This window comes from uncultured Chitinibacter sp. (genome assembly GCF_945957625.1).
Taxonomy (GTDB): domain Bacteria; phylum Pseudomonadota; class Gammaproteobacteria; order Burkholderiales; family Chitinibacteraceae; genus Chitinibacter; species Chitinibacter tainanensis.
Window position 1 is genome coordinate 541,535 of sequence record NZ_CAMFLP010000001.1, and the last position, 23,668, is coordinate 565,202.

At 57.3% G+C, this 23,668-nt stretch carries 18 protein-coding genes and 1 tRNA gene; 11 read left to right on the forward strand and 8 right to left on the reverse strand.

The window, feature by feature from the left end; all coding sequences use genetic code 11:
- The first annotated feature begins 1 nt into the window (after position 1).
- The 4 genes from QV747_RS02510 to QV747_RS02525 all read left to right on the forward strand — a co-directional run bounded on the left by QV747_RS02510 (position 2) and on the right by QV747_RS02525 (position 4,309).
- Positions 2 to 880, forward strand: coding sequence for an ROK family protein (locus tag QV747_RS02510; RefSeq protein WP_273428860.1), 879 nt, complete (start codon positions 2 to 4; stop codon positions 878 to 880).
- Between the two features lie 78 nt (positions 881 to 958).
- Complete coding sequence (locus QV747_RS02515) at positions 959 to 2,734, forward strand: glycoside hydrolase family 9 protein (protein WP_273428861.1); 1,776 nt, start codon at positions 959 to 961, stop codon at positions 2,732 to 2,734.
- A gap of 9 nt (positions 2,735 to 2,743) precedes the next feature.
- Positions 2,744 to 3,748, forward strand: coding sequence for an ADP-glyceromanno-heptose 6-epimerase (gene rfaD, locus QV747_RS02520; protein ID WP_028449048.1), 1,005 nt, complete (start codon positions 2,744 to 2,746; stop codon positions 3,746 to 3,748).
- A gap of 126 nt (positions 3,749 to 3,874) precedes the next feature.
- On the forward strand, positions 3,875 to 4,309 hold the full coding sequence (locus tag QV747_RS02525; RefSeq protein ID WP_273428863.1) for a DUF4124 domain-containing protein: 435 nt from the start codon (positions 3,875 to 3,877) through the stop codon (positions 4,307 to 4,309).
- 108 nt (positions 4,310 to 4,417) lie between these two features.
- On the opposite strand, the gene QV747_RS02530 is transcribed toward QV747_RS02525, so the two are convergent.
- Positions 4,418 to 6,316 (reverse strand): MFS transporter, encoded by a 1,899-nt coding sequence (locus tag QV747_RS02530; protein ID WP_288791466.1) that lies wholly within the window; start codon positions 6,314 to 6,316, stop codon positions 4,418 to 4,420.
- Positions 6,317 to 6,479: 163 nt separating this feature from the next.
- Between QV747_RS02530 and QV747_RS02535 the strand changes: the two genes are divergently transcribed.
- The 4 genes from QV747_RS02535 to QV747_RS02550 all read left to right on the forward strand — a co-directional run bounded on the left by QV747_RS02535 (position 6,480) and on the right by QV747_RS02550 (position 12,202).
- Positions 6,480 to 7,313: a DUF1338 domain-containing protein gene (locus tag QV747_RS02535; protein ID WP_273428867.1), complete on the forward strand. Its 834-nt coding sequence runs from the start codon at positions 6,480 to 6,482 to the stop codon at positions 7,311 to 7,313.
- Positions 7,313 to 8,431, forward strand: a complete 1,119-nt coding sequence (locus QV747_RS02540) for a saccharopine dehydrogenase family protein (RefSeq protein WP_273428869.1) — start codon at positions 7,313 to 7,315, stop codon at positions 8,429 to 8,431. Before QV747_RS02535 ends, QV747_RS02540 begins: the two co-directional genes overlap by 1 nt.
- The gene (locus QV747_RS02545; RefSeq protein WP_273428871.1) at positions 8,428 to 9,996 is read left to right on the forward strand and encodes an aldehyde dehydrogenase family protein; all 1,569 of its coding nucleotides are present in this window, start codon (positions 8,428 to 8,430) and stop codon (positions 9,994 to 9,996) included. Before QV747_RS02540 ends, QV747_RS02545 begins: the two co-directional genes overlap by 4 nt.
- A gap of 85 nt (positions 9,997 to 10,081) precedes the next feature.
- Positions 10,082 to 12,202, forward strand: a complete 2,121-nt coding sequence (locus tag QV747_RS02550; protein WP_273428873.1) for a prolyl oligopeptidase family serine peptidase — start codon at positions 10,082 to 10,084, stop codon at positions 12,200 to 12,202.
- Between the two features lie 2 nt (positions 12,203 to 12,204).
- Here the strand turns inward: QV747_RS02550 and QV747_RS02555 are convergent, their stop codons facing one another.
- From QV747_RS02555 to QV747_RS02565, 3 genes are read right to left on the reverse strand one after another with little or no spacing between them, the layout of a single operon-like run.
- Positions 12,205 to 12,453 carry a DUF2164 family protein gene (locus QV747_RS02555; protein WP_273428874.1) on the reverse strand — a complete coding sequence of 83 codons (249 nt, stop codon included), beginning with the start codon at positions 12,451 to 12,453 and terminating at the stop codon, positions 12,205 to 12,207.
- A gap of 18 nt (positions 12,454 to 12,471) precedes the next feature.
- Positions 12,472 to 13,569: an anhydro-N-acetylmuramic acid kinase gene (locus QV747_RS02560; RefSeq protein WP_273428876.1), complete on the reverse strand. Its 1,098-nt coding sequence runs from the start codon at positions 13,567 to 13,569 to the stop codon at positions 12,472 to 12,474.
- Positions 13,570 to 13,593: 24 nt separating this feature from the next.
- Complete coding sequence (locus QV747_RS02565; protein ID WP_273428878.1) at positions 13,594 to 14,916, reverse strand: peptidoglycan DD-metalloendopeptidase family protein; 1,323 nt, start codon at positions 14,914 to 14,916, stop codon at positions 13,594 to 13,596.
- A gap of 318 nt (positions 14,917 to 15,234) precedes the next feature.
- On the opposite strand from QV747_RS02565, the gene QV747_RS02570 reads away from it, so the two are divergent.
- A complete protein-coding gene (locus QV747_RS02570) occupies positions 15,235 to 16,065 on the forward strand; it encodes an SAM-dependent methyltransferase (protein WP_273428880.1) in 831 nt (276 codons plus the stop codon).
- 244 nt (positions 16,066 to 16,309) lie between these two features.
- On the forward strand, positions 16,310 to 17,725 hold the full coding sequence (locus QV747_RS02575; RefSeq protein WP_273428882.1) for a GNAT family N-acetyltransferase: 1,416 nt from the start codon (positions 16,310 to 16,312) through the stop codon (positions 17,723 to 17,725).
- Between the two features lie 426 nt (positions 17,726 to 18,151).
- Here the strand turns inward: QV747_RS02575 and QV747_RS02580 are convergent, their stop codons facing one another.
- The 3 genes from QV747_RS02580 to QV747_RS02590 all read right to left on the reverse strand — a co-directional run bounded on the left by QV747_RS02580 (position 18,152) and on the right by QV747_RS02590 (position 21,985).
- Positions 18,152 to 19,780: a methyl-accepting chemotaxis protein gene (locus tag QV747_RS02580; RefSeq protein WP_273428883.1), complete on the reverse strand. Its 1,629-nt coding sequence runs from the start codon at positions 19,778 to 19,780 to the stop codon at positions 18,152 to 18,154.
- A gap of 320 nt (positions 19,781 to 20,100) precedes the next feature.
- Positions 20,101 to 20,191, reverse strand: a tRNA-Ser gene (locus tag QV747_RS02585).
- 135 nt (positions 20,192 to 20,326) lie between these two features.
- Complete coding sequence (locus QV747_RS02590; RefSeq protein ID WP_273428885.1) at positions 20,327 to 21,985, reverse strand: SulP family inorganic anion transporter; 1,659 nt, start codon at positions 21,983 to 21,985, stop codon at positions 20,327 to 20,329.
- A gap of 165 nt (positions 21,986 to 22,150) precedes the next feature.
- Here QV747_RS02590 and QV747_RS02595 point away from each other — a divergent pair, with 165 nt between their 5' ends.
- Positions 22,151 to 22,771, forward strand: a complete 621-nt coding sequence (locus QV747_RS02595; protein ID WP_273428886.1) for a hypothetical protein — start codon at positions 22,151 to 22,153, stop codon at positions 22,769 to 22,771.
- 60 nt (positions 22,772 to 22,831) lie between these two features.
- Here the strand turns inward: QV747_RS02595 and QV747_RS02600 are convergent, their stop codons facing one another.
- The gene (locus tag QV747_RS02600) at positions 22,832 to 23,668 is read right to left on the reverse strand and encodes an HAD family hydrolase (protein ID WP_273428888.1); all 837 of its coding nucleotides are present in this window, start codon (positions 23,666 to 23,668) and stop codon (positions 22,832 to 22,834) included.

Genomic DNA, 23,668 nt, shown 5'->3' on the forward strand with positions numbered 1-23,668 from the left:
TATGGCACTGATTGCTTTTGATATTGGTGGTACCCAGATTAAATACGGCTTGGTCGAGCGCGATGGCACGGTGCTAAGCGCCGCGCTGTACGACACGCCCAAGCACTGCGGTGGCGAAGGGCTGGTGGCCGCGCTGATTCAGCTGGCGCAAACATTGCAGCAACAGCAGCCTGTTGAAGGCATCGCCATCAGTAGTTTTGGCCTGATTGATGCAGAAAATGGCGTGGTCTTGGGCGCGGCCGAGGCCGTGCCCGGCTACACCGGCACCGCGGTCAAAGCCGCGCTGCAAGCAGCTTTGGGCCTACCCGTGAGCATCGATAATGATGTGAATTGCGTGGCCTTGGCCGAAGGCTGGCGGGGCGCGGCGCAGCAAGTGCGGCATTATATTGCGGTGGCGATTGGTACCGGGATTGGGGGCGGCATTGTGCTCAATGGCCAGATTTACCGTGGCCATCGGGCGGCAGCGGGCGAGTGGGGTTATATGTGGATCGATGGCCTGGTCTGGGAAGACCACGCCTCCATGCGTGGTCTTGTTAATGCCGTGAATGCCGATCTGCAAACCCAGCTGGATGGCCGCGACATCTTTGCCCGCTATGATGCTGGCGATGTGTCGATTGTGCTGCATGTTGAGCGCTGGTTTGGCCTTCTGGGTAAAGGCCTGGCGAATCTGATTTATGCCTTTAACCCGCAACGGCTGGTGATCGGCGGTGGAATTACCGCGCGTGGGGATGCGTTTCACCGTCAGCTGCAAGCAGCGGTACAGGCAGCCTTGCAGCCTGATTTTCAGCAGATGACCGAATTAGTGCTGGCCAGCGCCGGTAATCATGCTGGCATGATTGGCGCGGTGCGCAACTGGCTGGATGAACACGCGCGCGAATAACAACCAAACGTGCGCGGCGGTAAGCGCCGAACAACTGAATTTCAATACTTTCTAGCGATAAGCGAGTGCATTGTGAAGATGATCCTGAATCACCTGGGCTTTGAGCCCCAAGGGCGCAAAGTAGCACTGATCGAGGCTGGCCCCGATCTGCTGGTAGGCAAAACCTATACCGTATATGACGCAAAGACCCGTCAGGCTGTGCTACGCGGGCCGATACTCCCGCAGGGTACGGTAGCGAACTGGACTCGTGATGGTAAAAAACGCCACTACTGGCAGGCCGATTTCAGCGAGCTAAGCCAGCAGGGTGAGTATTTCATCGCAGTGGATGATCTGCTGCCACCGCTGGTGTCGGCGCCTTTTAAAGTGGCCGGCCATTTGCTGGGCGAGCTCTTGATTTCCGACATCGTGCATTACATCAAAGGCCAGCGCTGCACTGGCATTTTTGATAATGCTGATCGCAACGCGCCGATTGAAGGTAGCAACGCTAGCAAAGACGTGCATGGTGGCTGGTACGACGCCTCGGGCGATGTCTCGAAATACCTGTCGCATTTGTCCTTTGCGCAATACATGAATCCGCAGCAAACCCCGCAGGTGGTGTGGAATCTGGTCGATGGGCTGGCGCAGCTGCCCGCGCGCCCCATCTGGCTGGAAAACCATATTGCCTTGGGGCTGATTCCGGATGACGCCGAGAAAATCGCCTTCTTTAATAAATGGTTTTACGAGCGGATTACCGACGAAGCCTGCCACGGCGCGGATTACCTGCTGCGCATGCAGGATGAGAGCGGCTTTTTCTACATGACGCAGTTTGATCAGTGGAGCAAAGACCCAGCTCGCCGTAGCTTATGCGAATATAAAACCAATAAAGGCGACAAATACACCACCTATCAGGCGGCGTACCGGCAAGGTGGCGGCTCGGCAATTGCGGCACTGGCCCGTGCCAGCACCCTGGCGCGCGATGGCGAATTTAGCCGCGCCGAATATCTCGCGGCTGCGCAACGCGGTTTTGCCCATTTGCAAGCGCACAATGTCAGCTACCTCGAAGATGGCGTTGAGAATATCATCGACGACTATTGCGCCTTGCTGGCCGCCTGCGAGCTGCAAGCGGTGGCACCGGCTGCCGAGTACTTAAGCGCGGCAGCCAGCCGTGTTGGCCAATTGCTGGCGCGCCAGCAGGCTGATGGCTGGTTTGTGGCCGATCATCTGGGTGAGCGTAGCTTCTTCCACGCGGCTGAAGCGGGCTTGCTGTATATCGCCCTGATGCGCTTTGTTGAGGTGGCCCCTGATCACGCGCTAGTGGCAGATGTGAAAGCTGCGCTGCGCAAAGCCTATGCGTATGAGCTGCAAATTACCTTTAATGAAGTGAATAACCCTTTCGGGTATCCGCGCCAATACGTTAAGCAGCAAGGCGTAGAGGGCAATACCCAGTTCTTTATCCCGCATGACAATGGCACTGGCTACTGGTGGCAGGGTGAAAATGCGCGTTTGGGCTCGATTGCTGCCGCGGCGGCGCGGGCGCAGCGCCTGTTTGCGGGGGAGGCCGAATTGGTCGCGCAGCTCGCGCGTTATGAGCAGGCCGCGCTGGATTGGGTGTTGGGCAATAATCCGTTTGACGCCTGCATGTTGCAAGGCTGGGGGCGGAATAATCCGCGCTATGAGCCGGGCTTCTTCAATGCTCCGGGTGGCGTGTGTAATGGCATTACCAGCGGGCTAGATGATGAAACGGACATCGATTTCCGTCCATCCGAGATCGCGACCATGGCCAATAGCTGGCGCTGGACCGAACAATGGATGCCGCATGCAGCTTGGCTGTATCTGGCATTGTGTACCCGCTTGGCCACTCAGGCCGCGGCATAAGGAGACAAAATGGCAATTATCGTCACTGGCGCAGCCGGTTTTATCGGCTCGAATATTGTAAAAGCGCTGAACGAGCGCGGTGAAACCGACATCATCGCCGTAGATAACCTCACCCGCGGGGATAAATTCCGCAATTTGGCCGATTTACAGATCGCTCACTATCTGGATAAGCACGATTTTATCGAAGAGCTGGCCGCTGGCACCTTTGATGGCATGGTGTCGGCCGTACTGCATCAGGGCGCGTGCTCTGACACGATGGAGCACAACGGCAAGTACATGATGGATAACAACTATCAGTACACCCTCAGCCTGTTTGACTGGTGCCAGTCAGAAGAAGTGCAGTTTCTGTATGCGTCTTCAGCGGCCACCTATGGCAATGGCGAAAATGGCTTTATCGAAACGCCCGATTGCGAGCGCCCGCTGAATGTCTATGGCTACTCGAAGTTGCTGTTTGATCAGGTCTTGCGCCAGCGCATCGCCGCCGGCGAGATTACCGCGCAAGTAGCTGGTTTCCGTTATTTCAACGTCTACGGCCCGCGCGAATGGCACAAAGAGCGGATGGCCTCGGTGGCTTTCCATCACTTCAATCAGTATCAGGCCACCGGCAAGGTGAAATTGTTTGGCGAATACGGCGGTTATCCGGCCGGTGGCCACACGCGCGATTTCATCTCGGTAGAAGATGTGGTGAAAGTGAACTTGTGGTTCCTTGATAACCCCGAAGTGTGCGGCATTTACAATGTGGGCACCGGCCGGGCGCAGCCGTTTAATGATATTGCTGTCGCGGCGGTTAATACCTGCCGGCTGGCCGAGGGAAAACCCGCGCTGAGCCTGGAAGAGCTGCTGGCGCAGGGCTTGCTGGAATACGTGGATTTTCCAGAGGCACTCAAAGGCAAATATCAGTGCTTTACCGAGGCGGATCTGACCTTGCTACGCGAAGCGGGCTATCAGGAGAAATTCCTGACCGTGGAAGAGGGTGTGGCCCGCTATGTGCAAAGCTTGTTAGGTCAGCGCTAAATCGCGCTGTTCCGGGACATGCCATAACCACGCCATTCCGTCACAGTGGGCCTGCATACTGGCAGGCACCGCTGTGGCGGGCTAAGATGGCAAGCAGAGCAAAAGCCAGAACGCAAAGGACATCAAATGCGCGCAGTAATCGGATTGGCCATCGTGGCCGCAGGCCTTGCCTTAAGTGCACAGGCCCAAGTCTACAAATGGGTAGATTCAACTGGCCGGACCGTCTATTCCGACCAGCCGCCCCCCAAAGAAGCCGGCAAAGCCAAGCCGATCAATATCAAAGAATCTGCAGTCACCACCGTGAGTGCGCCAAAGGCCGATGCTGCCGCCAGCTCGGTGGCTAAACCGGGTGCCGCAGCGGCTTCGCCCGCGTCGCCCACCACGAAGCCCGCGCGCGATGAAGCGGCGTGCAAGGCCGCGCAAGAGCGGCTGAATTTCCTGCAGCAAAGCAAACTCTTTAAAGCTTATCGGCCCGATGGTTCGATTGAATATCTGCCAGCGGAAAAGAAAACAGCAGAAATCGCCGAGAAACAGGCGTATCTGGAGAAAAACTGCAAGTAAGCAGCTCGGTCGTGGTTTAAGTCGCGCGCCGCGCGCTGACCGAACTGCGATACTAAAAAAGGGTGCCATTGGCACCCTTTTTGTTTACATGCGTTAACATGCAAAGCCTTATTGCACCTCACCACGCAGCGCCCGTACTGCATCCTCCAGCCCCTGGCGGTCAGCCTCGGCGGCGGCAATGGCTGGACCAATGCGCAGCGCGATTTTCGAGAACAGGCCCCGTGGCCATTTCATCATCGCCGCGCCATCTTTGCGGCTAAAGAAACTCCCCCACAAGCCTTGCAACGCCATTGGAATAACCGGCACCGGGCTATCGCGCAAAATCCGCTCAATGCCCGGCATAAAGCGATTCATTTCGCCGGTTTTGGTAATGCGCCCCTCAGGGAAAATCACCACCAAATCACCCGCTGCCAGCGCGGCCGCAATGCCCTCAAACGCGGCTTCTTTAATCTGCGCGTCTTCACGTGCGGAAGCAATCGGGATCGTGCCGGCGGTGCGGAAGATAAAATTGATCACCGGCAGATTGTAGATCTGATAATCCATCACAAAGCGGGTGGGGCGGCGGATGGCGCCGGCAATCACCAGCGCATCCATATAGCTAACGTGATTACACACCAGCACCGCGGGGCCACTGGCCGGAATATGCATCAGGCCCTCTTTTTTTACCCGATACAGCGTGTGGGTGAGGATCCAGACCATAAAGCGCATCAAGAATTCGGGGATCAGCGTGTAGATGTAAATCGCCACCAGAATATTCATGATCGCCACGATCAGCAGTAATTCACGGATGCTCACGCCATTGCCCAGCAGTAGCATGCTCATAATCGCGCCAATCACCATAAAGAGGGAATTCAGGATGTTATTGGCGGCGATAGCGCGGGAAGTGTATTCGCGCTCGGTGCGTGTTTGGATGAGGGCATACAGGGGCACAATAAAGAAGCCACCAAACACCCCGATCAGCAAAATATCTGCCAATACACGCCAATGGCTGGGCTCGGCCAGAAAGCTGCTGAGTGTGTAATGGGCGGCAGGCACCGCGCTGGTGGCGAAAAAGAGATCAACCCCAAAAACCGATAAACCAATCGAGCCAAACGGCACTAAGCCCAGCTCAATTTGCCGATCCGAGAGCTTTTCACACAATACCGAGCCCAAGCCTACACCCAGCGAAAACACCGCCATAATCAGCGTGTACACATCGGCGGTGCCATGCAGTACGTTTTTGGCTAGCTCCGGAAACTGGGTCAGATACACGGCGCCAAAAAACCAAAACCAGGAAATCCCCAATAGGCTGTTAAATACGGTTTTGTTGTCTTTTACATGGCGAATAATCGCCATGGTTTCGCTAAAGACATTCCAATTGAGCTTGATATTGGGGGCCGTGGGCGGGGCGGGCGGCATGCTGCGGCTACTGAGGTAACCAATGACCGCCACCGTGACGCAGGCAAACATAATCAGGTTTTCACCGCCGGCGCGACTTTGCACGATCATGGTGCCAGCAATCTGGCCCAGCAAAATCGCCACAAAAGTGCCCATTTCGATCAGACCATTGCCGCCCAAGAGCTCGCGTTCATGCAGGTATTGCGGCAATACCGAGTATTTCAGCGGGCCAAAGAGCGCCGAATGCACGCCCATCATAAAGAGACACGCCATCAGCAAGGTGGCGTTGTGCCAGATAAAGCCAAAGCCAGCCACCAGCATAATGGCGATTTCCAAGAGCTTGATCCAGCGCGCCAGCGTGGCTTTATCGTATTTCTCCGCCAGCTGCCCGGCCAGTGCCGAAAACAGGAAAAACGGCAGCATGAAAATCCCGGCGCTCAGATTCACAATCATCGCGGTATTCATGCCCAGCATCGACAGGCCATGAAAAGTCACCAGCACCAGAAAGGCGTTTTTAAACAGATTGTCGTTAAAAGCGCCAAAAAACTGGGTGATGAAGAGCGGCAGGAAACGGCGCTGGCGAAAGAGACCAAACTGGCTTTCGGGTTGCTGGGTATCGTGCATGGGCATGAGGGCAAAAAGTATAGTGCCGCCAGTCTAATCGAAAGCCGCTCGCAAGCCTATCCCACTGCCATGTGGCTGTACCGCCCCCATGCACCGCTAGTCGGCATGTTGCAGCAGCACATCAGGCGCGCTGCCTATGGTGGGCATAAGTGCACCGCAGGAGTGCCCCATGGACTACCCCACATTCTTTGCCCGGCTTTGGGATGACTATACCCAGCTCAACCCGCAGGCCGCCATTATCCGCGCACGCTTTGGTGGCGCGCAGGTGCCCAATGATCACGTCGCTTTTCGCACTTTTGCGACCCCTGAGCTTGGCATCGCCGTGCTTGAGCCTTGGCTCTTAGAGCTTGGCTACCGGCGCGAGCAGCGCTATGTGTTTCCCGATAAACACCTTCAGGCCTGGGGCTACGTGCATCTCGAGCCTACAGCGCCGCTGGTATTTTTAAGCGAACTGCAGATCAGCGCCTTGCCAGATCCTGCCCAGGGGATCTTGGCGCGGTTACTGGGCCAACTGACCCAGCCGCCAGATTTGGGCTACACATTATTTTGGGCCGGGCGGCTATGGCCGGCCCCGACTTATGCCGAATTTCAGGCGCTGGCGGCCGTGAGCGAATACGCAGCCTGGCTGGCAGTGCATGGCCTGCATGCCAATCATTTTACCATTGCCGTGCATCTCCTAGGGGTATCACTGCAGGAGGTAGTAGATACATTGCTTGCAGATGGATACCCCATGAATACGGCTGGCGGATTGATTAAGGGCCAGCCGGAAGATCTGCTCATTCAGGCCGCGACTTTAGCTAGCCCGGTTGAAGTGGCGCTGGCCGATGGCCGTTATACCGTGCCTGGCTGTTACTACGAATTTGCCCAACGTTTTCGCCAGCCTGATGGGCAGTGGTATTCGGGCTTTGTGGCGGCTAACGCGAATCAAATCTTCACTTCCACGAACCGAGCGACCAATCGCGCCATGAATCAGCCCGCCGCCGGTGCGGCAAGGGGGCAATGATGCAGGTAGTGATCATCGGCGCGGGGAAAATTGGCGCCAGCATTTGTAAGTTACTGCTGCTCAGTGGCGATTATCAGATCGTGTTACTGGATACAGCAGCCGCCGCACTCGCTCGGCTGCAAGCCTATTGGCCCAAAAGCGGGCTACAAACATTGCAACTGCGCGGCGATGAAGATCTCAGCGTGTTATTGCGCGGGCAAGATGCGGTCATTGCCGCTACGGCTTTTGATCAAAACCCGCGCATTGCCCACGCTGCATTGCAGGCAGGCTGCAGTTATTTTGATCTGACCGAAGACACCACCACCACCGCGCTGATACGTGAGCTGGCCCTACAGGCCCGCGCAGGGCAAATCTTCGTGCCGCAATGCGGCCTGGCCCCCGGTTTTATCGGCATCTTGGCCCATGCACTGGCTAGCCGTTTTAGCCGGCTTGATACGCTGAAAATGCGGGTGGGGGCTTTGCCGCAATACCCGAATAACGCGCTGAAATACAACCTCACCTGGTCGACCGACGGGCTGATCAATGAATATTGCAACCCTTGTGCGGCCATCCGCCATGGCGTGCGGCTGGAAGTACAGGCGCTAGAAGGCCTAGAGCATTTCGCCCTCGATGGGATCGAATACGAGGCGTTTAACACCTCGGGCGGGCTGGGTACCTTATGCGAAACCTGGGCCGGGCGGGTTAATCAGCTCGATTACAAAACCGTGCGCTATCTGGGGCACCGCGAACGGATGGATTTTTTGCTCAATGATTTACGCCTAGGCGCCGATCAGGCTAGCCGGCGGCAGCTCAAACAGATCTTGGAAGCCGCCATTCCGGTTACGCTGCAGGATGTGGTGCTGATTATGGTCGCCGCCAGTGGCGAGCTGGATGGCCAATACCGGCAGATTACCGACGCGCGCAAGGTGTATCACCGCGAAATTGCTGGTGAAACCTGGAGCGCCATCCAGCTCACCACCGCCGCGGCGGCGTGTGCCGCAGTCGATCTTTTACTGCCGCAACGCGCCACGCGGCGTGGCTTTGTGGCGCAAGAAGAAATTACGCTGGCCGCTTTGCTGGCCAATCGCTTTGGGCAGTATTACGCGATTGATCGCTATGCGCAGGAGGTGCCGGTATGACGGCCCTGTATACGCTCAGCGAAGTTGCCGCCGAGCTGGGGCTGGCCGATCTCATCCGGCAGGGGCGCTGGCCGGCCGGCTGGATCGATGGGCTGCCAGTGTACCCGGCCTTGGTAGTGGGCGAGCGCGAGTTATCTAGCCCGATTGATTGCGCCAGCCATGGCCGCCAAGCCTATTTTCCGCCCACCGAGCTACCGGCGGCTTTGAATTCTGCGCAGGCGGCGTTTGTACAGTGGCGGCTGCGGCCCGCCCCGCAACGTGGCGCACTGGTGCGCGCCTTGGGCGAGGTGATTCGTGGCCATAAAGCGGCGCTGGCCAAGCTCATCGTGCTGGAAACCGGCAAGGTCGAAAGCGAAGCGCTGGGCGAAGTGCAGGAATGCATCGATATTTGTGATTTTGCGGTGGGGCTTTCTCGGCAGCTGCATGGGCTGGTCATCGCCAGCGAGCGGCCCGAGCATCGCTTGCTCGAGCAATGGCATCCGCTCGGCGTGGTGGGCGTGATTACCGCGTTTAATTTTCCGCTGGCCGTGTGGGCGTGGAATAGCATGCTGGCGCTGGTGTGCGGGGATGCGGTGGTATGGAAACCCAGCGAGAAAACCCCGCTGATTGCGCTAGCGATGCAGCAGCTGGCCCAACCCGTCTTGCAGGCGCATGCCGCACCGGCGGGCTTACTGCAATTGGTGCAGGGCGATGCGCTCGTTGGTGGGGCGCTGGCCGATTCGCCCGTTGTGGCGCTGCTGTCAGCGACTGGCTCAACACGGATGGGGCAGGTTTTGGCGCCACGGGTGGCCGCGCGCTTTGGCCGCAGCCTGCTGGAGCTGGGGGGCAATAATGCGCTGATTCTAACGCCCACCGCCGATTGGGCGCAGGCGCTGCCGGCCATTGTGTTTTCGGCGGTGGGCACTTGCGGGCAGCGTTGCACCAGCTTGCGCCGGCTCCTGGTGCCTCGCAGTATCTTGGCGCAAGTGAGCGAGGCGCTGGTGCAGGCCTATAAAACGCTGGCGATTGGCGACCCGCGTGTGGCTGGTACGCTGGTGGGGCCGATTATCGATAGTATTGCCCTGCAGGCTATGAAAAATAAGATTCAGCAGGCGATACAAGAGGGGGGTACTTTGCTATCCGGCGGCCAAGTGGTGGTTGGGGTGCCGGTGGGGCATTATGTGCAGCCCGCCTTGATCAGTATGCCAACGCAAACCGCCGTGATGCAGGAGGAAACCTTTGCGCCGCTGCTGTATCTGTTGCCCTACGATACGCTCAGCGAAGCCATTGCCTTGAATAATGCCGTGGCCCAGGGCTTGTCTTCGGCGATATTTACCCGTGACCTGCGCGAGGCCGAGTTGTTTATCAGCGCCGCCGGCTCGGATTGTGGCTTGGCGAATGTCAATTGCGGTACCAGCGGGGCTGAGATCGGTGGCGCCTTTGGCGGCGAGAAGGCCACCGGTGGCGGGCGGGAATCGGGCTCGGATGCTTGGAAAAACTATATGCGTCGCAGCACCAATACCATCAATTACGGCCAGAGCCTGCCGCTGGCGCAAGGGGTGCAGTTTGGTCTGGGCACTGACTGAGCGGCCGCGGGTGGTATCATCGCCAGCCTAAGCCCTCTGCGACTGATCTACTGCCCGTTCTACTACCCATTTTCCCTCTGCAATGATGACTACCCCCGTGCTACCCACCCCAAGCCACGATCCCTACTTATGGCTAGAAAATAACGTCGATCCGGCGGTACAGCAGTGGGCGGCAAGCGCCACCGCACACACGCAGCAGCAACTGGAGAGCGACCCTGCTTTCGCCGCCATCAGTGCGGCAGTGCTGCAAACGCGGCGGGATCAGCGGCAGATTCCCTATGGTAATGTGCACGGCGAGTATCTCTATCATTTTGCCCAAAGTGCGGCGCAACCGCTGGGCATCTATCGCCGGTGCCGCGTGGCCGAATATGGACTGGGTCACTGCGAATGGCAGACCCTGCTGGATCTGGATGCGCTGGCCGCAGCCGAAGGCGTGGCCTGGCAGCTGGCGGGCGTGGCGCATTATGTGCTGCAGCCTGAACGTTGCTTGCTGAGCCTGAGCCCCGGCGGTGGCGATGCCTGTGTGGTGCGCGAATATGATCTGGGCGCGCGGGCCTTTGTGGCCGATGGGTTTGCCTTCCCCCTGGGTAAAAGCCAGATCAGCTGGCGTGATCTCGATAGCCTGTGGGTGTGCCCGGCGTGGGATGAAGACCAGCAAACCACCGCCGGCTATTCGCGCGAGCTGGTGCTGTATCGGCGCGGGCAAAGCTGGGCGGAAGCCACCTCGATGCTGGTGCTACCAGAGCAGGTATTGCAAGTTGGCGCGTGGCGCTTTTTAGCGCAGGGCGAGCGTGGCGCAGCGCAGATCGATTTGGCAGAAGTGGCGCTAGATTTACATCGGCGCAGTTATTTCTGGCTACCCGAATGCGCGTGCGACGAGGAAATCGAGCCGGTTCATTTGCCCTTGCCGCCCAAGGCGATGGTCGAAGCCTATAGCCATGGTGATCTGATTGTGCGGCTGGAGGCCGCTTGGGCCTATACCGATCCAGCCGGGCAGGGGTATGAGTTTGTGGCCGGCAGTGTGATTGCGGTAGAACTCGATACCCAGCAAGGTATCTTGGGGCGCGCGCAACTGATTTTCGCGCCTAGCCCGCAGCAGGCGGTGCAGATGGTGGTGGGCAGCTGGCAATGCCTGCTGCTGATTGTGCTGGATCAGGTGCGCTGCGTCGCGCACAGCTGGCGCCATGCTCAGGGGCAGTGGCAAGCTTGCCCCAATCCGCTACCCACGGGCGGGGTGTTGGAAATCATGTGCCAGCCCTGGCAGACCGATACCATCTACTACAGTTACAACGATTTTCTAACCCCCGCGGCGGTCTATGCCTGTGAGCTAGGTTCATTAAGTCCGGCGCAGTGTCTGCGCCAGCAGCCGGCGGAGCTGAACCCGACGGATTATCAAGTGCAGCAATGCTGGGCTACCAGTGCCGATGGCACGCGGGTGCCGTATTTTGTGGTCGAAGCCACTGTGCTGGCAGGGCAGCCAGCCCCCACCTTGCTGTATGCCTATGGCGGTTTTGCCGTGCCGCAGTTGCCGTATTACCTCGATCACCTCGGCCCGCACTGGCTCGCGCCTGGCGGGCGCTATGTGGTGGCCAATGTGCGTGGCGGCGGTGAGTTTGGCGCGCGCTGGCATCAGGCCGCACTGCGCGAGCAGCGGCAATGCAGCGTAGACGATCTACTGGCCATCATGGCCGATCTGCAAGCCAAAGGCTGGCTGCAAGCGCAGCAACTGGCTTTGCAAGGCGGCAGTCACGGTGGGTGGCTGGTGGCACGCACTATGCAGCAGGCCGCGCAGCGGGCAGATTTGCTGCCGCTCGGGGCGGTGGTCTGTGAAATGCCGGTGCTGGATTTACTGCGCTACACGGAGCTCGGCGCGGGCGCCAGCTGGCTGGCTGAATATGGCAACCCGGCCAAGCCCGAACAGGCGAGCTGGCTGGCGGCTTTATCGCCCTATCATTGTATTCAGCCGGCCAGCGCCTATCGCTACCCACCGATCTTGCTCACCACCGCCAGCGATGATGATCGGGTGCACCCCGGCCACGCACGCAAAATGGCAGCGGCGCTGGCGAGTGCGGGTCAGCCGGTATCTTTTTGGGAAAGCCCGCAGGGCGGGCATGGTGGCCGTAGCGGCCAGCAGGTAGTGGCCGCCGACTTTGCCCGCGTGATGGCGTATTTACGCCAGCAGCTGGGGATGTCGGCAGCGGCATAAGTTTAGTTACGTCGCCGCTCTGCTGGCGGCAGGCAGTACAGCGGCAGATCTTCCAGTTGCCGCTGCAGTTGCTGCTGAGCATCCTGCAGCGCACCGTGATACAGCGCCGTGCCAAACTCGCTATGCAGTAAAAAGTCGAGCAGGAGCTGGCATTGCAGCTGGCTGGCTTCGACTTCCATTTCTTGCGCTAAATAATCCTGCACTGCGCTACTGGCGCGCAGCAGCGTGGCTTTATCGATTAGCTCGGCCATGACTTCCCTTTCGATGGTTTAGGCAGGGTAGATCGCGCCCAGAATGCGCTCGCCCCGTGCGCCAGTTACGGCGGGCAAATTGCCGCTTTGCCCTTGCTGGCAGCGCAGCGCCAACCAGGCAAAGGCATAAGCCTCAACCCAGGTAGGTGCGACGCCAAGCGCCGCGGTGGTGCTGATCGGGCAGCCGAGCTGGCGCGCCAGGCGTTGCAGCAGGTCAGTGTTATACGCACCGCCGCCGCAGACAAATACTTCATCGGGTTGGCCTAGCTGCAATATCGCTGCGGCCATGGTCTGGGCGCTTAGCTCGGCCAGCGTGGCCTGAACATCCACCGCGGCCAGCGCGCTAAAGGCACTGAGTTTGTCGTGCAGCCAGGCCGCATCAAATAAATCCCGCCCGGTGGATTTAGGCGCGGGCAGGGCGAAATAGGGCTCAGCCAGTAGCGAGGCTAACAGCGCGGCATCCACCGTGCCAGTGGCCGCCCAAGCGCCATCGGCGTCGTAGCTGGCGCCGTGTTGTTGGGCGATCCAGCTATCGAGCAGCACATTGCCCGGCCCGCTATCAAAGCCAGTGACCCAGCCATCGGCGCCCAGCCAGCTTAAATTGGCCATGCCGCCGATATTGAGCACCACCCGGTTGCGTCCGGGCGCGGCAAACAGTGCGTGATGAAAAGCCGGCACCAGCGGCGCGCCTTGGCCACCGGCTGCCACATCGCGCGAACGAAAATCACCAATCACCGTAATGCCGGTATCTTCCGCCAGCAAAGCATGGTTGCCGATTTGCAGCGTATACCCCAGCTCAGGGCGATGACGGATGGTCTGGCCATGGTTGCCGATGGCTTTGATTTGCGCCGGGCTGAGCTGCGCTTGCGCTAGTAATTGCTGCACCAAGGCCGCTGAAGCCCGGCTATGGCCATTGGCGGCCAGCGCCGCCCTGTGCAGCTCATTCGCGCCGGGGCTTTGCAAGGCTAATAGCTCGGCGCGTAAATCGGCCGGGAGGGGCGCACTTGCGGTGGCAATCAGTTGGGGGGCGGCGGGGGCAAAATCCACCAGCACCGCATCGATCCCATCGAGGCTGGTGCCGGTCATTAAGCCAATGTAATACGCAGTAGCAGTCATGGCGCAGACGCGCCCTGGGCGCGATTAGTCGAGTTGCGCCAATTCTACCTGTCCGGCGATAGAAAGTTGGCGTTTCATGCTGCGCGCCACCGGGCCAAAGGCCAATAGCTGCTGATTGGTCAGCTTTTTACCTTCGGGCAGTTTCACCGCCAGCGGGTCCACTTGCTCGCCATTGATTTTGAATTCGTAATGTAAATGCGGCCCAGTGCTGCGGCCGGTACTGCCTACTTCACCGATGATTTGGCCTTGAGTGACGTTGCTGCCCACTTTCAAGCCCGGCGCAAAGGCATTCATGTGCGCATACAGGGTGCTGTAGCGGCCGTCGTGGCGAATTTCGATCACATTGCCATAGCCGGCTTCGCGCGCCAGCTTGGTAATCACGCCATCGGCGGTAGCCATAATCTCGGTGCCGGTCGGCGCAGCATAATCGACGCCGCGATGCTGTTTCCAGTCAAACATCACCGGATGAAAACGCATGCCAAAGCCAGAGCTCACTCGCGAAAACTTCACTGGCGAGCTGATAAAGCCCTGTTTCAGGCTGGCGCCATCAAGCGTGTAGTAATTGCCGCTGGGGCTGCCATCGGCATACCACATCGCCTCGTGTACCACGCCGTTGCTGATAAATTGCGCCCCCAAGATTTTACCGGGCCGCACTAAGCTGCCCTGATGCACTTCGGCATCGTAAATTACGGTGAACTGATCGCCTTTTTGCAGCTTGTGGTGAAAATCCACGCGGCTGGCAAACAGCTCGATCAATTGCTGGGTAATCGCATCGGGTATATCGGCCGCATCGGTGGCGGCAAAAAACGAGCTATTAATCCGGCCTGATTTCAAAAAGGTTTGGGTCTGCGTTTGCGCCGGGCTGGCTTGCGCGGTGAGGGTGGTGTTTTCGCGGCCGATGCGGACTTCTTCGCCTTTGCTGGTGACATAGCTAATTTCGCGAATCAGCCCATCGGGGCGCGTGCTGGCCTGCAGAAAACGCCCCGGGCTGAGTTCATACAGTTTGCGGGCGGTGGGGTCGGTTTGAATAAACTGCTGCAGCTCGCTATCGATCACGCCCATCCGCGCCAGTAGACGGCTCAGGCTGTCGCCACTGCGGATCACTTCCACATGATTAAGGCTGGCATCGCCATTTTCGGCGCGCAGCTCCGGCGTGGGCAGCGTTTGGGTGACGGTGCTAAAGGTGGTCGTAACCTGAGGTCCGAATTCCACCACGCCATAGGCGGTGAGGGTCATACTCAGGGGGACTAACACAGCGGCGGCCAGCCATTGCTTATGCTGGCGCTGCCAGCTGGCAACAGGGCTACGGTCCGCGCGCGGCGGGTTTTGCGGTAAAATCTCGGCCATTCAAACACCATCTCGACTGCTAAGCGGCTGATCTAACAGCCTTTCCGGGCGCTAGACTACCAGTTTTTACCAAAATGCCAATTTCTAGCGGCTAACTAGGGCTGACTAGATTCGACAGAAATGCGCTGCCGGCCAGGCTGATAGGCCGTGAGCGTAGGCAGGGATTGCAGCTGGCAGACTGTCGCCGCTGATCGGCAGTTCCGCGGTGGTACTTTTACCAAACTGATCAAAGGTTTGGCTTTTGATTTTTAAAGTGGGTATCTGGCTAGACGTGCTAATTTAATTTGGCCTTAGCCTTATACCCCTGGAGAGTATTTTATGAGCACGATTCCTGAAATTCGCCCCGGCCAATCGGTGGAGCTACTAAAAGCCCTGCATATCCTGACTCGGGATGGCAAGCTCAACCAAGATAGCCGTCGCAAGCTCAAGCAGGTGTATCACCTGTTTAATTTCATCGAGCCGCTGCTCAACGATGTGCTCAGCCAGCACGAGCACGTCACGCTGGTGGATCATGGCGCGGGCAAATCGTATCTGGGCTTTATCATTTACGATCTGTTTTTCAAAGACAAAGCCGCAGGCCACATCTACGGCACCGAGTTTCGCGCCGAGCTGGTACAGAAATCACGAGAACTAGCGCAAAACTGCGGCTTTAGCCGGATGACATTCCTCGATATGCTGGTCGAGCAGGCCGCCGCAGCCAAAGAAATGCCGGCCGAGATCGATATCGTAACGGCGCTGCACGCCTGCGATACCGCGACCGACGATGCGATTCGCTTTGGCCTCGAAAAAAATGCCCAGCACATGGTATTGGTGCCGTGCTGCCAGGCCGAAGTGGCCAGCGTGCTGCGCAAACACAAAAGCCAGTCGCTCTCGCGCACGCCCTTGGCCGAGCTTTGGCGCCATCCGATTCATACCCGCGAATTTGGTAGCCAACTGACCAACGTGTTGCGCTGCTTGCTGTTGCAATCGAAAGGCTATCAAGTCACCGTGACCGAGCTGGTGGGCTGGGAGCACTCGATGAAAAACGAGCTGATTATTGCTAGCCGCAATAGCAGTGTGGCGTGCAAGCAAGCGCGCGAGCGCATGGCGCAAATCCTAGATGAGCTCAATCTGCAAGAAATGACCAACCGCTTTATGTACGAGGTATAAAGCGACGGGTATGAGCAGTTTCGCGACACCCTCGGCGCTGGTATTGACCATATAAATTATGTGGGAATATGCTGGCGCCATACCTTACATCGACTTTGAGTGTATTCCTGTGCCGAATTAATTTGCCCCCAACTCAGCAAGCTGATCGCGCCTAAGGCGCCATCGGGCTCGCTATTTCCTTGGCAAGCAGCTTAGTTCTGAGCTGGCTTGCGGCAAATTTGAATTCGCTATTTCAGGTACACTCATGCTCTCTTCTCTGACGACAGCGCGGCTGGTGCTGCGCCGTTTTTCCCTCGCTGATCTTGACGCAATGCTGGCGCTGATCGCGCAAGCTGAAATCCTGGCCGTTTTGCCCGATTGGGCCATGAGCCGGCCTCAACTTACTGATTATCTCAACTGGTGGATTGCCCATTACGCCGAGTTTGATCCACAAGCCCCCGAATGGCTGGCCGCCATCTGCCTGCGTGACAGCGGTGAGCTTATCGGCTGGCTAGGGATCTGGCCCAAAATTGGTCTGAATGAAACGGGGCCGGAAATCGCTTACGCCCTTTCCCCTGCGCACTGGGGGCAGGGGCTGATGACCGAGGCGGTGCGGGCGTTTACGCAAGCCATCTTTGCGCAATGTCCGCAACTGGCCGCCGTGCTGGCGATTGTGAAAGACTGGAATCAGGGCTCGCTGCGGGTGGTGCAAAAGGCTGGCTTTATCGCACGCGGCGAAGTAACGCTGGATGATGGTGAGCCATTCACCTTCTGGCGGTTACCGCGGCCTGATCTACTGGCATGGCCGCTGCAACTCCGCCGCGCGACCCAGGCCGATGCGCGTGAGCTGGCAGCCATGCAAACTGCGGCCTATGTAGAGCACGCCAAGCGTTGGGGGCCATGGAATGCACTTGATAACTCCGCCGCGGGCCCCGGTGGATACAACTCGGCCGAGATGATCCGCTACTTGATTGAGGCGGCGCAATATTGGGTGGTGAGTCTGGGCGAGGTCCTGGTTGGCGGTATCTGCGTGGAAGGGCCGTTTGCGGGCGATATCAGCATCAACTGGTTTTTTATCGATCCAGCCTTCGGGCGCAAGGGGCTAGGGCAGCGCGCGTTGCAGCTCCTTGAGGCGCAATACCCTACGGCGCAAAGCTGGAGTCTGGGTACGTCAGCGGCCAGTGCCGATAATGCGCGTTTTTATCAGCGCTGCGGCTATCAAGAGACTGATTGCAGTGGCGGCTATCGCTATTTTCGCAAAGAGGTGGCCGCGGCGGTGCCAGAGGCGCCTAGCCAACCGCATGGCTTTTTAGGCGAATATCGGCCTGAATTACATGTGGTCGATTGTGGCTGGCCAGATTTGCAGATCGTCAATAGCTCAATCGAGCGCGCGCGACTGCACAATGTGAATGCCACGGGCCTGCGTATCGGTGACGCGCGCCTGGCTGGGCTGGAGATTTGTCATGCCTCTTGGGGTGGCGCCCATTTGCATGATCTGGCGCTGGGATGGCACGGTGATGTGCAGCCGGTGATGCTAAGCCGAGTGGACCTATCGGGCGCAAGGCTGGAAGATTGTGATTGGCAAGGTGCCCAGATACAGGGCGGGCAGCTGGATGGGCTAGTGATTGAGGGCGTTCCGTATGCTGAGTTACGCGCGGCGTGGTTGGCCCAGCAAAGATGAGTTTCAGCTGGGTTTACGGTAGGTTGTGATAGCGGCCGCCAAACAGCAATAGCAACTGCCGGTAAGGACAGGGGTAAGGTGGTGGTTCACGTTGCCCCTGCCTTTTAGCAAGTCTTTAATACGTAGAGCGCGCTGATACGCATCAGTGCAGATACCTTGCTCGCCTGGCTCAAGCTCAAGGCCATGACGGCGCAATTGTCTGAAGTGGATGTCCTAGCCATCAATGCTTTTCTGCAACCCATCACCACACTCAAACAATAAAGTAGATGTGATTTGCTGCTGGGCTCATTTAAGCACGATCAGCCTCGCGTCTAGACAGACGTTCCTAAGCCTTTGCCAGTGATACTAAGTGCGCAGCAGCCTAGTTCAACAGCTTCTGCTGCGCACCGAGGTCTACAGGCTTCAGCCGCCAGACGCAGCGAGCGGCTATACCTTGAAGCAGCTTAGTTTGGCTTTCAATCCTTTCGCAATTTCATCCACCTGGGCTGCATTGTCAGCGGTGTGGCTGATCGAGGCCGTGGTTTCTTCGACCATTTGCGAGATATCCTCAACCCTTGCCGCGATATTATTGCTTGCCACGCCTTGCTCGCGTGTTGCATTGGCTACTTCATTTAGATGAATTAAGGTGCCGCTTGCCCCTGCATAAATCTGCTCTAGCGATTTGGTCGCTAGGCCACTCAGCTGTACCCCTTGCATGACTTGCGGTAAAGCGCTTTCCATCACGCTGACGATTGAGACAGTTTCGCCCTGCACGCTAGCCAACATCTGCTCAATATCAATGGTGGCATGAGCCGTACGCTCGGCGAGTTTTCGTACTTCATCGGCTACCACGGCAAATCCACGGCCTTGCTCACCTGCACGTGCAGCCTCAATGGCGGCATTGAGTGCTAAGAGATTGGTTTGTCCGGCGATATCTTTGATCACCGCCGCAATCCCGGAGATTTCTCTGGCTTTGCTATCCAGCTGACGAATCTGTGTAGTAGCGCCGGTGACGGTGTGTGCAATTTGTTCCATTGCCCGAGAGGCCGCCGATACCTGATTCACACCTGCGTCGGCTAGCTCGGTGGCCTGCTTCGATGTGTACTGGGTTAATTGCGAATGATCGGAGATATGGTTGATGCTCACCGTGAGTTCTTCCATGGCCGCAGCCATCGATGTTGTGGCATCGGCCTGACTATGCGCTGCTTGTGCGATTTGCTGACTGGCGCCGGCAATATGTGCTGCTTGGCGGTAGAGCTCATCAGCATCAAGACGAATCTGGCTGATGATCTGTTGTAGTCCTTTGGCCATACCATCGAGCGTGGCCAACAAGCTCCCCGCCGGCGCGTGATTGACTCGCACCTGTAAATCGCCAGCCGCAATTCGCTGCATAATCAGGATGGCTTGTTTAGGCTCACCACCGAGTTGATGCACGATGCTATGCGTAATTAGCCAGGCCAAGGCACTGATGAGTAGCGCCATCCCGATTAATTGGGCGATGCCCAACCAAAGACTTTGCTGAAAATCCTGTTCAATATCATCAATATATACTCCAGTACCCAGCACCCAATTCCAGCCCTCAATTAAAACGGCATATGAGAGTTTGGGCTCTGGCTTAGTGGCGCCTGCTTTCGGGAAGAAATAATCAACATAGCCGCCTCCTTGGCGGGCAACTTGATGCATTTCCCGAATCAAGTATTTGCCATTGGTATCTTGCAAATCACCCTTGTATTGCCCCTCGACCTCAGGTTTACTCGGCTGGAGCACATATACCAGTTGCGTATCAAAAATGAAGAAATAGTCTGTCTGGTTGTAGCGAACCTGCCGCAAGGCGGCTACGGCAGCTTGCTTGGCGGCTGTTTCGCTCAGTAGACCCTGTTGGCTTAGCTGTTGGTAGTGCTTAATCAGACTGCTGGCGGTTTCAACCTCATGCCTGATTTGTAGTTTTCGACTTTCTAATAGCTGTGTGTGTTGGGTATTTAGTTGCAAAATGCATAAGCTGGCCATTCCTAGTAAGGCCACAATGCTTAAGATTAATAAGCGAAATTTCACATCCAAATTCATAATCCACTGCATTTTATTATTCCTATGTTTTGTTTTTTATTGCGCGGATTTAAATTACATAATATTACCGTTTGCTGATATGACTTTGGCGCTCAGAAATATGACATTACCTAGACATGGGTGATTTGAATTACAGCTCAGTCGAGCTTAAAAGAAAGGATGCCTAACGTGCATAGGCTACTTCGCCGGCGACAGTGTGGTGCCGGTGTTAAGAGTAGACGGGCAGGATGTGATCAGCGCCTTTATATCGCAGACTTGCCGCATCGATTAAAAGACGTAAAAAAACCCTTGCGCAATCAGCACTAGCTGATCGATCAAGGGCTTATAAAAACTGGCGGAAAGAGGGGGATTCGAACCCCCGATAGGCTATTAACCTATACACGCTTTCCAGGCGTGCGACTTAAACCACTCATCCATCTTTCCGCAATGGAAGTTGCGCATCATACGCAAAAGCCGCCAGACTGACAAGCGGGCGAGTGGTGGCATGGTTAGGTTGGTACGACAGTAAAAGCAACATACCCCGCCATGTATATCAATCAATTCATCGAATTAATTAGGCTATAAAGCTATACCCGCCAATTCCTGCTTGAGATATTGTTCTGCACTGGCTAAGGCTGCGTGTAAGTCGGGGCTAAGCCATTGCGCACCCAGCTGCTGCGTGAAACCCGAACGTTGCATCAGCGAGGCTGGCTGCGGCAGTACCCCGCAGCACAGTAGCTGGCAGCCTTGCTTGTGTAATTGCCGCTGCAGATTTTGTAGCGCTTCCAGCCCGCTGGTATCGAGCTGAAACAGCTGAGAGAGATCTAGAATCAGCACCTTTTTTAGCGCTAGCCCAGGCTGGATAAGGGCTTCGATTTTGTTCACCGCGCCAAAAAACAGCGAGCCAGATAGCCGCCAGGCACTGATTTCGGGGCTGGCGTTGCTTGGTAAGGGCAGCAGCTCGAGCCGGGTGAGATCGGCAATGCGATAGATAAACAGCAGGCAAGCCAGCACCATGCCGATCTCGACCGCAATCGTGAGATCAAACAGCACCGTGAGGATAAAGGTGCTGAGTAAAATGCTGCGATAATTCCACGAATAGCGGTGTAATTCGCGCAACGCCGCCCAATCGCCCATATGCAGCGCCACCGCCATCACAATCGCGGCCAGCACCGCCAACGGTACATGAGCGGCCAGTGGTGCGGCGAGTACAACTATCAGCAGTAGCACCACGGCATGCACGATACCGGCAATAGGGGTGCGCCCACCGCAGCGGATGTTGGTTGACGTGCGGGCAATGGCGCCGGTGGCGGCAATCCCGCCAAAAAGGGGGGCGCAGAGATTGGCCAGCCCCTGCGCCATCAGTTCTTGATTGGGGTCATGCTGATCATCAATTTGCCCATCGGCCACTCTGGCCGACAGCAGTGATTCAATCGCACCGAGCAGGGCAATGGTGATGGCGGGGGAAATCAGCGCACCGATCAGATGCAGACTAATGCTGGGCAAGGCGGGGGCGGGTAGCTCGGCGCTGATCCCGCCAAAGCGGCTGCCGATGGTGGCGACCGGTAAATCGAGCACGATCGCCGCTAGCGTACCGAGCACGAGCGTGGTCAGTGGCCCCGGAATACGCGCCAGCCACGGTAGAAATACCGTAAGGCGATTGTAGAGCAGCAGAAAAACCAAGCAGCCGCTGGCGAGCAAGGTGGTGACCGGATCAAACTGCGGTGCGACCTGCAGCAAAACCTGCGCGCGCTGAAAAAACTCGGCTGGCACTTGCGCCACTGGTAGGCCGAAAAAGTCTTTAATCTGGGCTAGGAAAATCACTACGGCGATGCCATTGGTAAAGCCAATAACCACCGTCACCGGGATAAAGCGAATCAGTTGCCCCAGCCGGCTCAGGCCCATTAGTAACAAGATGGCGCCGGCCAGCATGGTGGCGGCTTGCAGTTGCCCCATGCCGTGCACGGTGACGATGCCGTACACAATCGGAATAAAAGCCCCAGTGGGCCCGCCGATTTGCACACGCGAGCCACCCAGCAGCGAGATTAATAAACCGGCGACGATGGCCGTCCAGATGCCGCTACTGGGGCTGCAGCCACTGGCGATGGCAAAGGCCATGGCGAGCGGTAAAGCCAGCACACCCACAGTGAGCCCGGCGGCGAGATCCAGCCCGAATTGCTGGCGGCTATAGCCGCGCAGGCTAGATAAAAGTTTGGGCTGAAAAAGTTGGCTTAGCATGCTGGGCTCCGGCGATGATCTTCAGCATAGCCAATCTCGCCCACACAAAGCTTGCGCTAGATCGAAGGGCTTACAATCTGCGTTGGCAAAACTTCGTTAGCCTGCAATATCAGTGCCTTATGATGCTGCCGTTGAATGCTTGTTTGCCCTGAAACGGATTGCCCCATGCATCGCCAGCCTGAATATCTTGCCCGCATTTATAACAAAACCGCCGAAGGTCAGGCCGCCTTGCGCGAGCGTAGCCAAGATCTGCCGGCTCAGCTGCGGCATTTGCTGATTCTGATCGATGGTGAGAAAAATGTGGCCTCCTTGATGCGCATGCTCAATAGCCCATCCGTCGGGCAACGGCTCAGCCAATTGGCCGAGCGGGGGCTGATTGTGCAGCTGAGCCAAACAGGGCAAGTGCTGCCCAAATACAGTGCCGAGCAACAAACCCAGTTGGCTGCGGCCGTCGCCGCTTGGCAAGCGCCGGCGAGCGTCGAAACTACGTCGAGCAATCTCACGATCGCAGAGCCAGTGGTGGAACCTGAAACCAGCCCACTCGAAGCCCCTCTAGCGGCCGCCCCCGAACAGCTCGCTCAAGTCAAAACACTGATGATCAATAGCAGCAGCGCCTGCTTAGGGCTGATGGCCAAACCGCTGATCCGCGAGATAGAAGCCATCAGCTGCCCGCGCGCATTACGCGCCACCATGGCGCGCTGGAATATGGCGCTGCGCGAATCGCGCCAAGCGGCGCAAGTGGCCGATTTATATCTCGAGCAAGCCAAGGCGATGCTAGCAGGCTAGGGTATAGCCCTGAAATTCAAGCTAAATAAAGCCCGTAGAGCAATACCCGTGTTGGTATCTTTAAACCGCGCTATTTAATAAACCTAGGCTGTCAATTTCAAGCTCCAGCCGCACCATGCTTGGCAGCTCAAGGGTATGGCTCATGCGTGCGCAGAGCTGCGCCGGGCTGCGGACGATTTGCTCATCGGGAATCGCATATTTGCGATGCAGGCGCTGATAGTCTTCAAAACCATAACTGACAATCACTGGATTGAGCCCTGCCGCCAGGGCCGCCTGATAGTCTTTGTGCTCATCGCCGCAGACCCAGACCCGCGATGGATTGATGCCCAAGTCTTCACGCGCGCGGCGAAAATGCCAGGTTTTTTCCATTTTGAGCGGAATGCAGGCCAGAAAATCCAGCTGCTCCAGCGCCACACCATGGCGGGCAAACAAGTGCTGCAAGGTGTATTCCGGCTGATGGGTGATATTGCGGGTGACCATGCCCACTCGCAGGCCTGGGGTATCTAGCGCCTGTTGTAACAGCGCCGCCACTCCGGGGTAGAGCTGGGCGCTATCGCGATAGACTTCGGTCAGGGTATTAATCAGCTCTTTGCGCTGCTGCGGCGTGCTTTGCCGCACCAAATTTTTGGGAAACTCTTTCAGTCCGCCAAAATACTTGAATAGATTACGACGCTTTTGAAACCGCGCCAGATCCCCAATATCCATGCCGCGCAGGCGAAAAGTCTGGGCAATGGCATCAAAGGCGTCGATCAGCGTGCCATCGGCATCAAAGATCACCAATTTATCGTGGCTGGCGTACATGGGCGTCCAAGGGGCGGGCGTCATCAAAATTTCATCGTTGCCAGCAGCATAAACGGCAAATGCTGCAATTCGATGATGGCCAGGTTCGAGACTCAT

What these genes read in the sequence shown, in the direction of transcription:
- QV747_RS02555 (WP_273428874.1), bottom strand. Translation starts at nt 12,453, where the DNA reads ATGGCCGAGCTAATCGATAAAGCCACGCTGCTGCGCGCCAGTAGCGCA.
- QV747_RS02525 (WP_273428863.1), top strand. Translation starts at nt 3,875, where the DNA reads ATGCGCGCAGTAATCGGATTGGCCATCGTGGCCGCAGGCCTTGCCTTA.
- QV747_RS02600 (WP_273428888.1), bottom strand. Translation starts at nt 23,668, where the DNA reads ATGAGTCTCGAACCTGGCCATCATCGAATTGCAGCATTTGCCGTTTAT.
- QV747_RS02545 (WP_273428871.1), top strand. Translation starts at nt 8,428, where the DNA reads ATGACGGCCCTGTATACGCTCAGCGAAGTTGCCGCCGAGCTGGGGCTG.
- QV747_RS02580 (WP_273428883.1), bottom strand. Translation starts at nt 19,780, where the DNA reads ATGCAGTGGATTATGAATTTGGATGTGAAATTTCGCTTATTAATCTTA.
- QV747_RS02535 (WP_273428867.1), top strand. Translation starts at nt 6,480, where the DNA reads ATGGACTACCCCACATTCTTTGCCCGGCTTTGGGATGACTATACCCAG.
- QV747_RS02540 (WP_273428869.1), top strand. Translation starts at nt 7,313, where the DNA reads ATGCAGGTAGTGATCATCGGCGCGGGGAAAATTGGCGCCAGCATTTGT.
- QV747_RS02510 (WP_273428860.1), top strand. Translation starts at nt 2, where the DNA reads ATGGCACTGATTGCTTTTGATATTGGTGGTACCCAGATTAAATACGGC.
- QV747_RS02530 (WP_288791466.1), bottom strand. Translation starts at nt 6,316, where the DNA reads ATGCCCATGCACGATACCCAGCAACCCGAAAGCCAGTTTGGTCTCTTT.
- QV747_RS02550 (WP_273428873.1), top strand. Translation starts at nt 10,082, where the DNA reads ATGACTACCCCCGTGCTACCCACCCCAAGCCACGATCCCTACTTATGG.
- QV747_RS02575 (WP_273428882.1), top strand. Translation starts at nt 16,310, where the DNA reads ATGCTCTCTTCTCTGACGACAGCGCGGCTGGTGCTGCGCCGTTTTTCC.
- QV747_RS02560 (WP_273428876.1), bottom strand. Translation starts at nt 13,569, where the DNA reads ATGACTGCTACTGCGTATTACATTGGCTTAATGACCGGCACCAGCCTC.
- rfaD (WP_028449048.1), top strand. Translation starts at nt 2,744, where the DNA reads ATGGCAATTATCGTCACTGGCGCAGCCGGTTTTATCGGCTCGAATATT.
- QV747_RS02595 (WP_273428886.1), top strand. Translation starts at nt 22,151, where the DNA reads ATGCATCGCCAGCCTGAATATCTTGCCCGCATTTATAACAAAACCGCC.
- QV747_RS02515 (WP_273428861.1), top strand. Translation starts at nt 959, where the DNA reads ATGATCCTGAATCACCTGGGCTTTGAGCCCCAAGGGCGCAAAGTAGCA.
- QV747_RS02570 (WP_273428880.1), top strand. Translation starts at nt 15,235, where the DNA reads ATGAGCACGATTCCTGAAATTCGCCCCGGCCAATCGGTGGAGCTACTA.
- QV747_RS02565 (WP_273428878.1), bottom strand. Translation starts at nt 14,916, where the DNA reads ATGGCCGAGATTTTACCGCAAAACCCGCCGCGCGCGGACCGTAGCCCT.
- QV747_RS02590 (WP_273428885.1), bottom strand. Translation starts at nt 21,985, where the DNA reads ATGCTAAGCCAACTTTTTCAGCCCAAACTTTTATCTAGCCTGCGCGGC.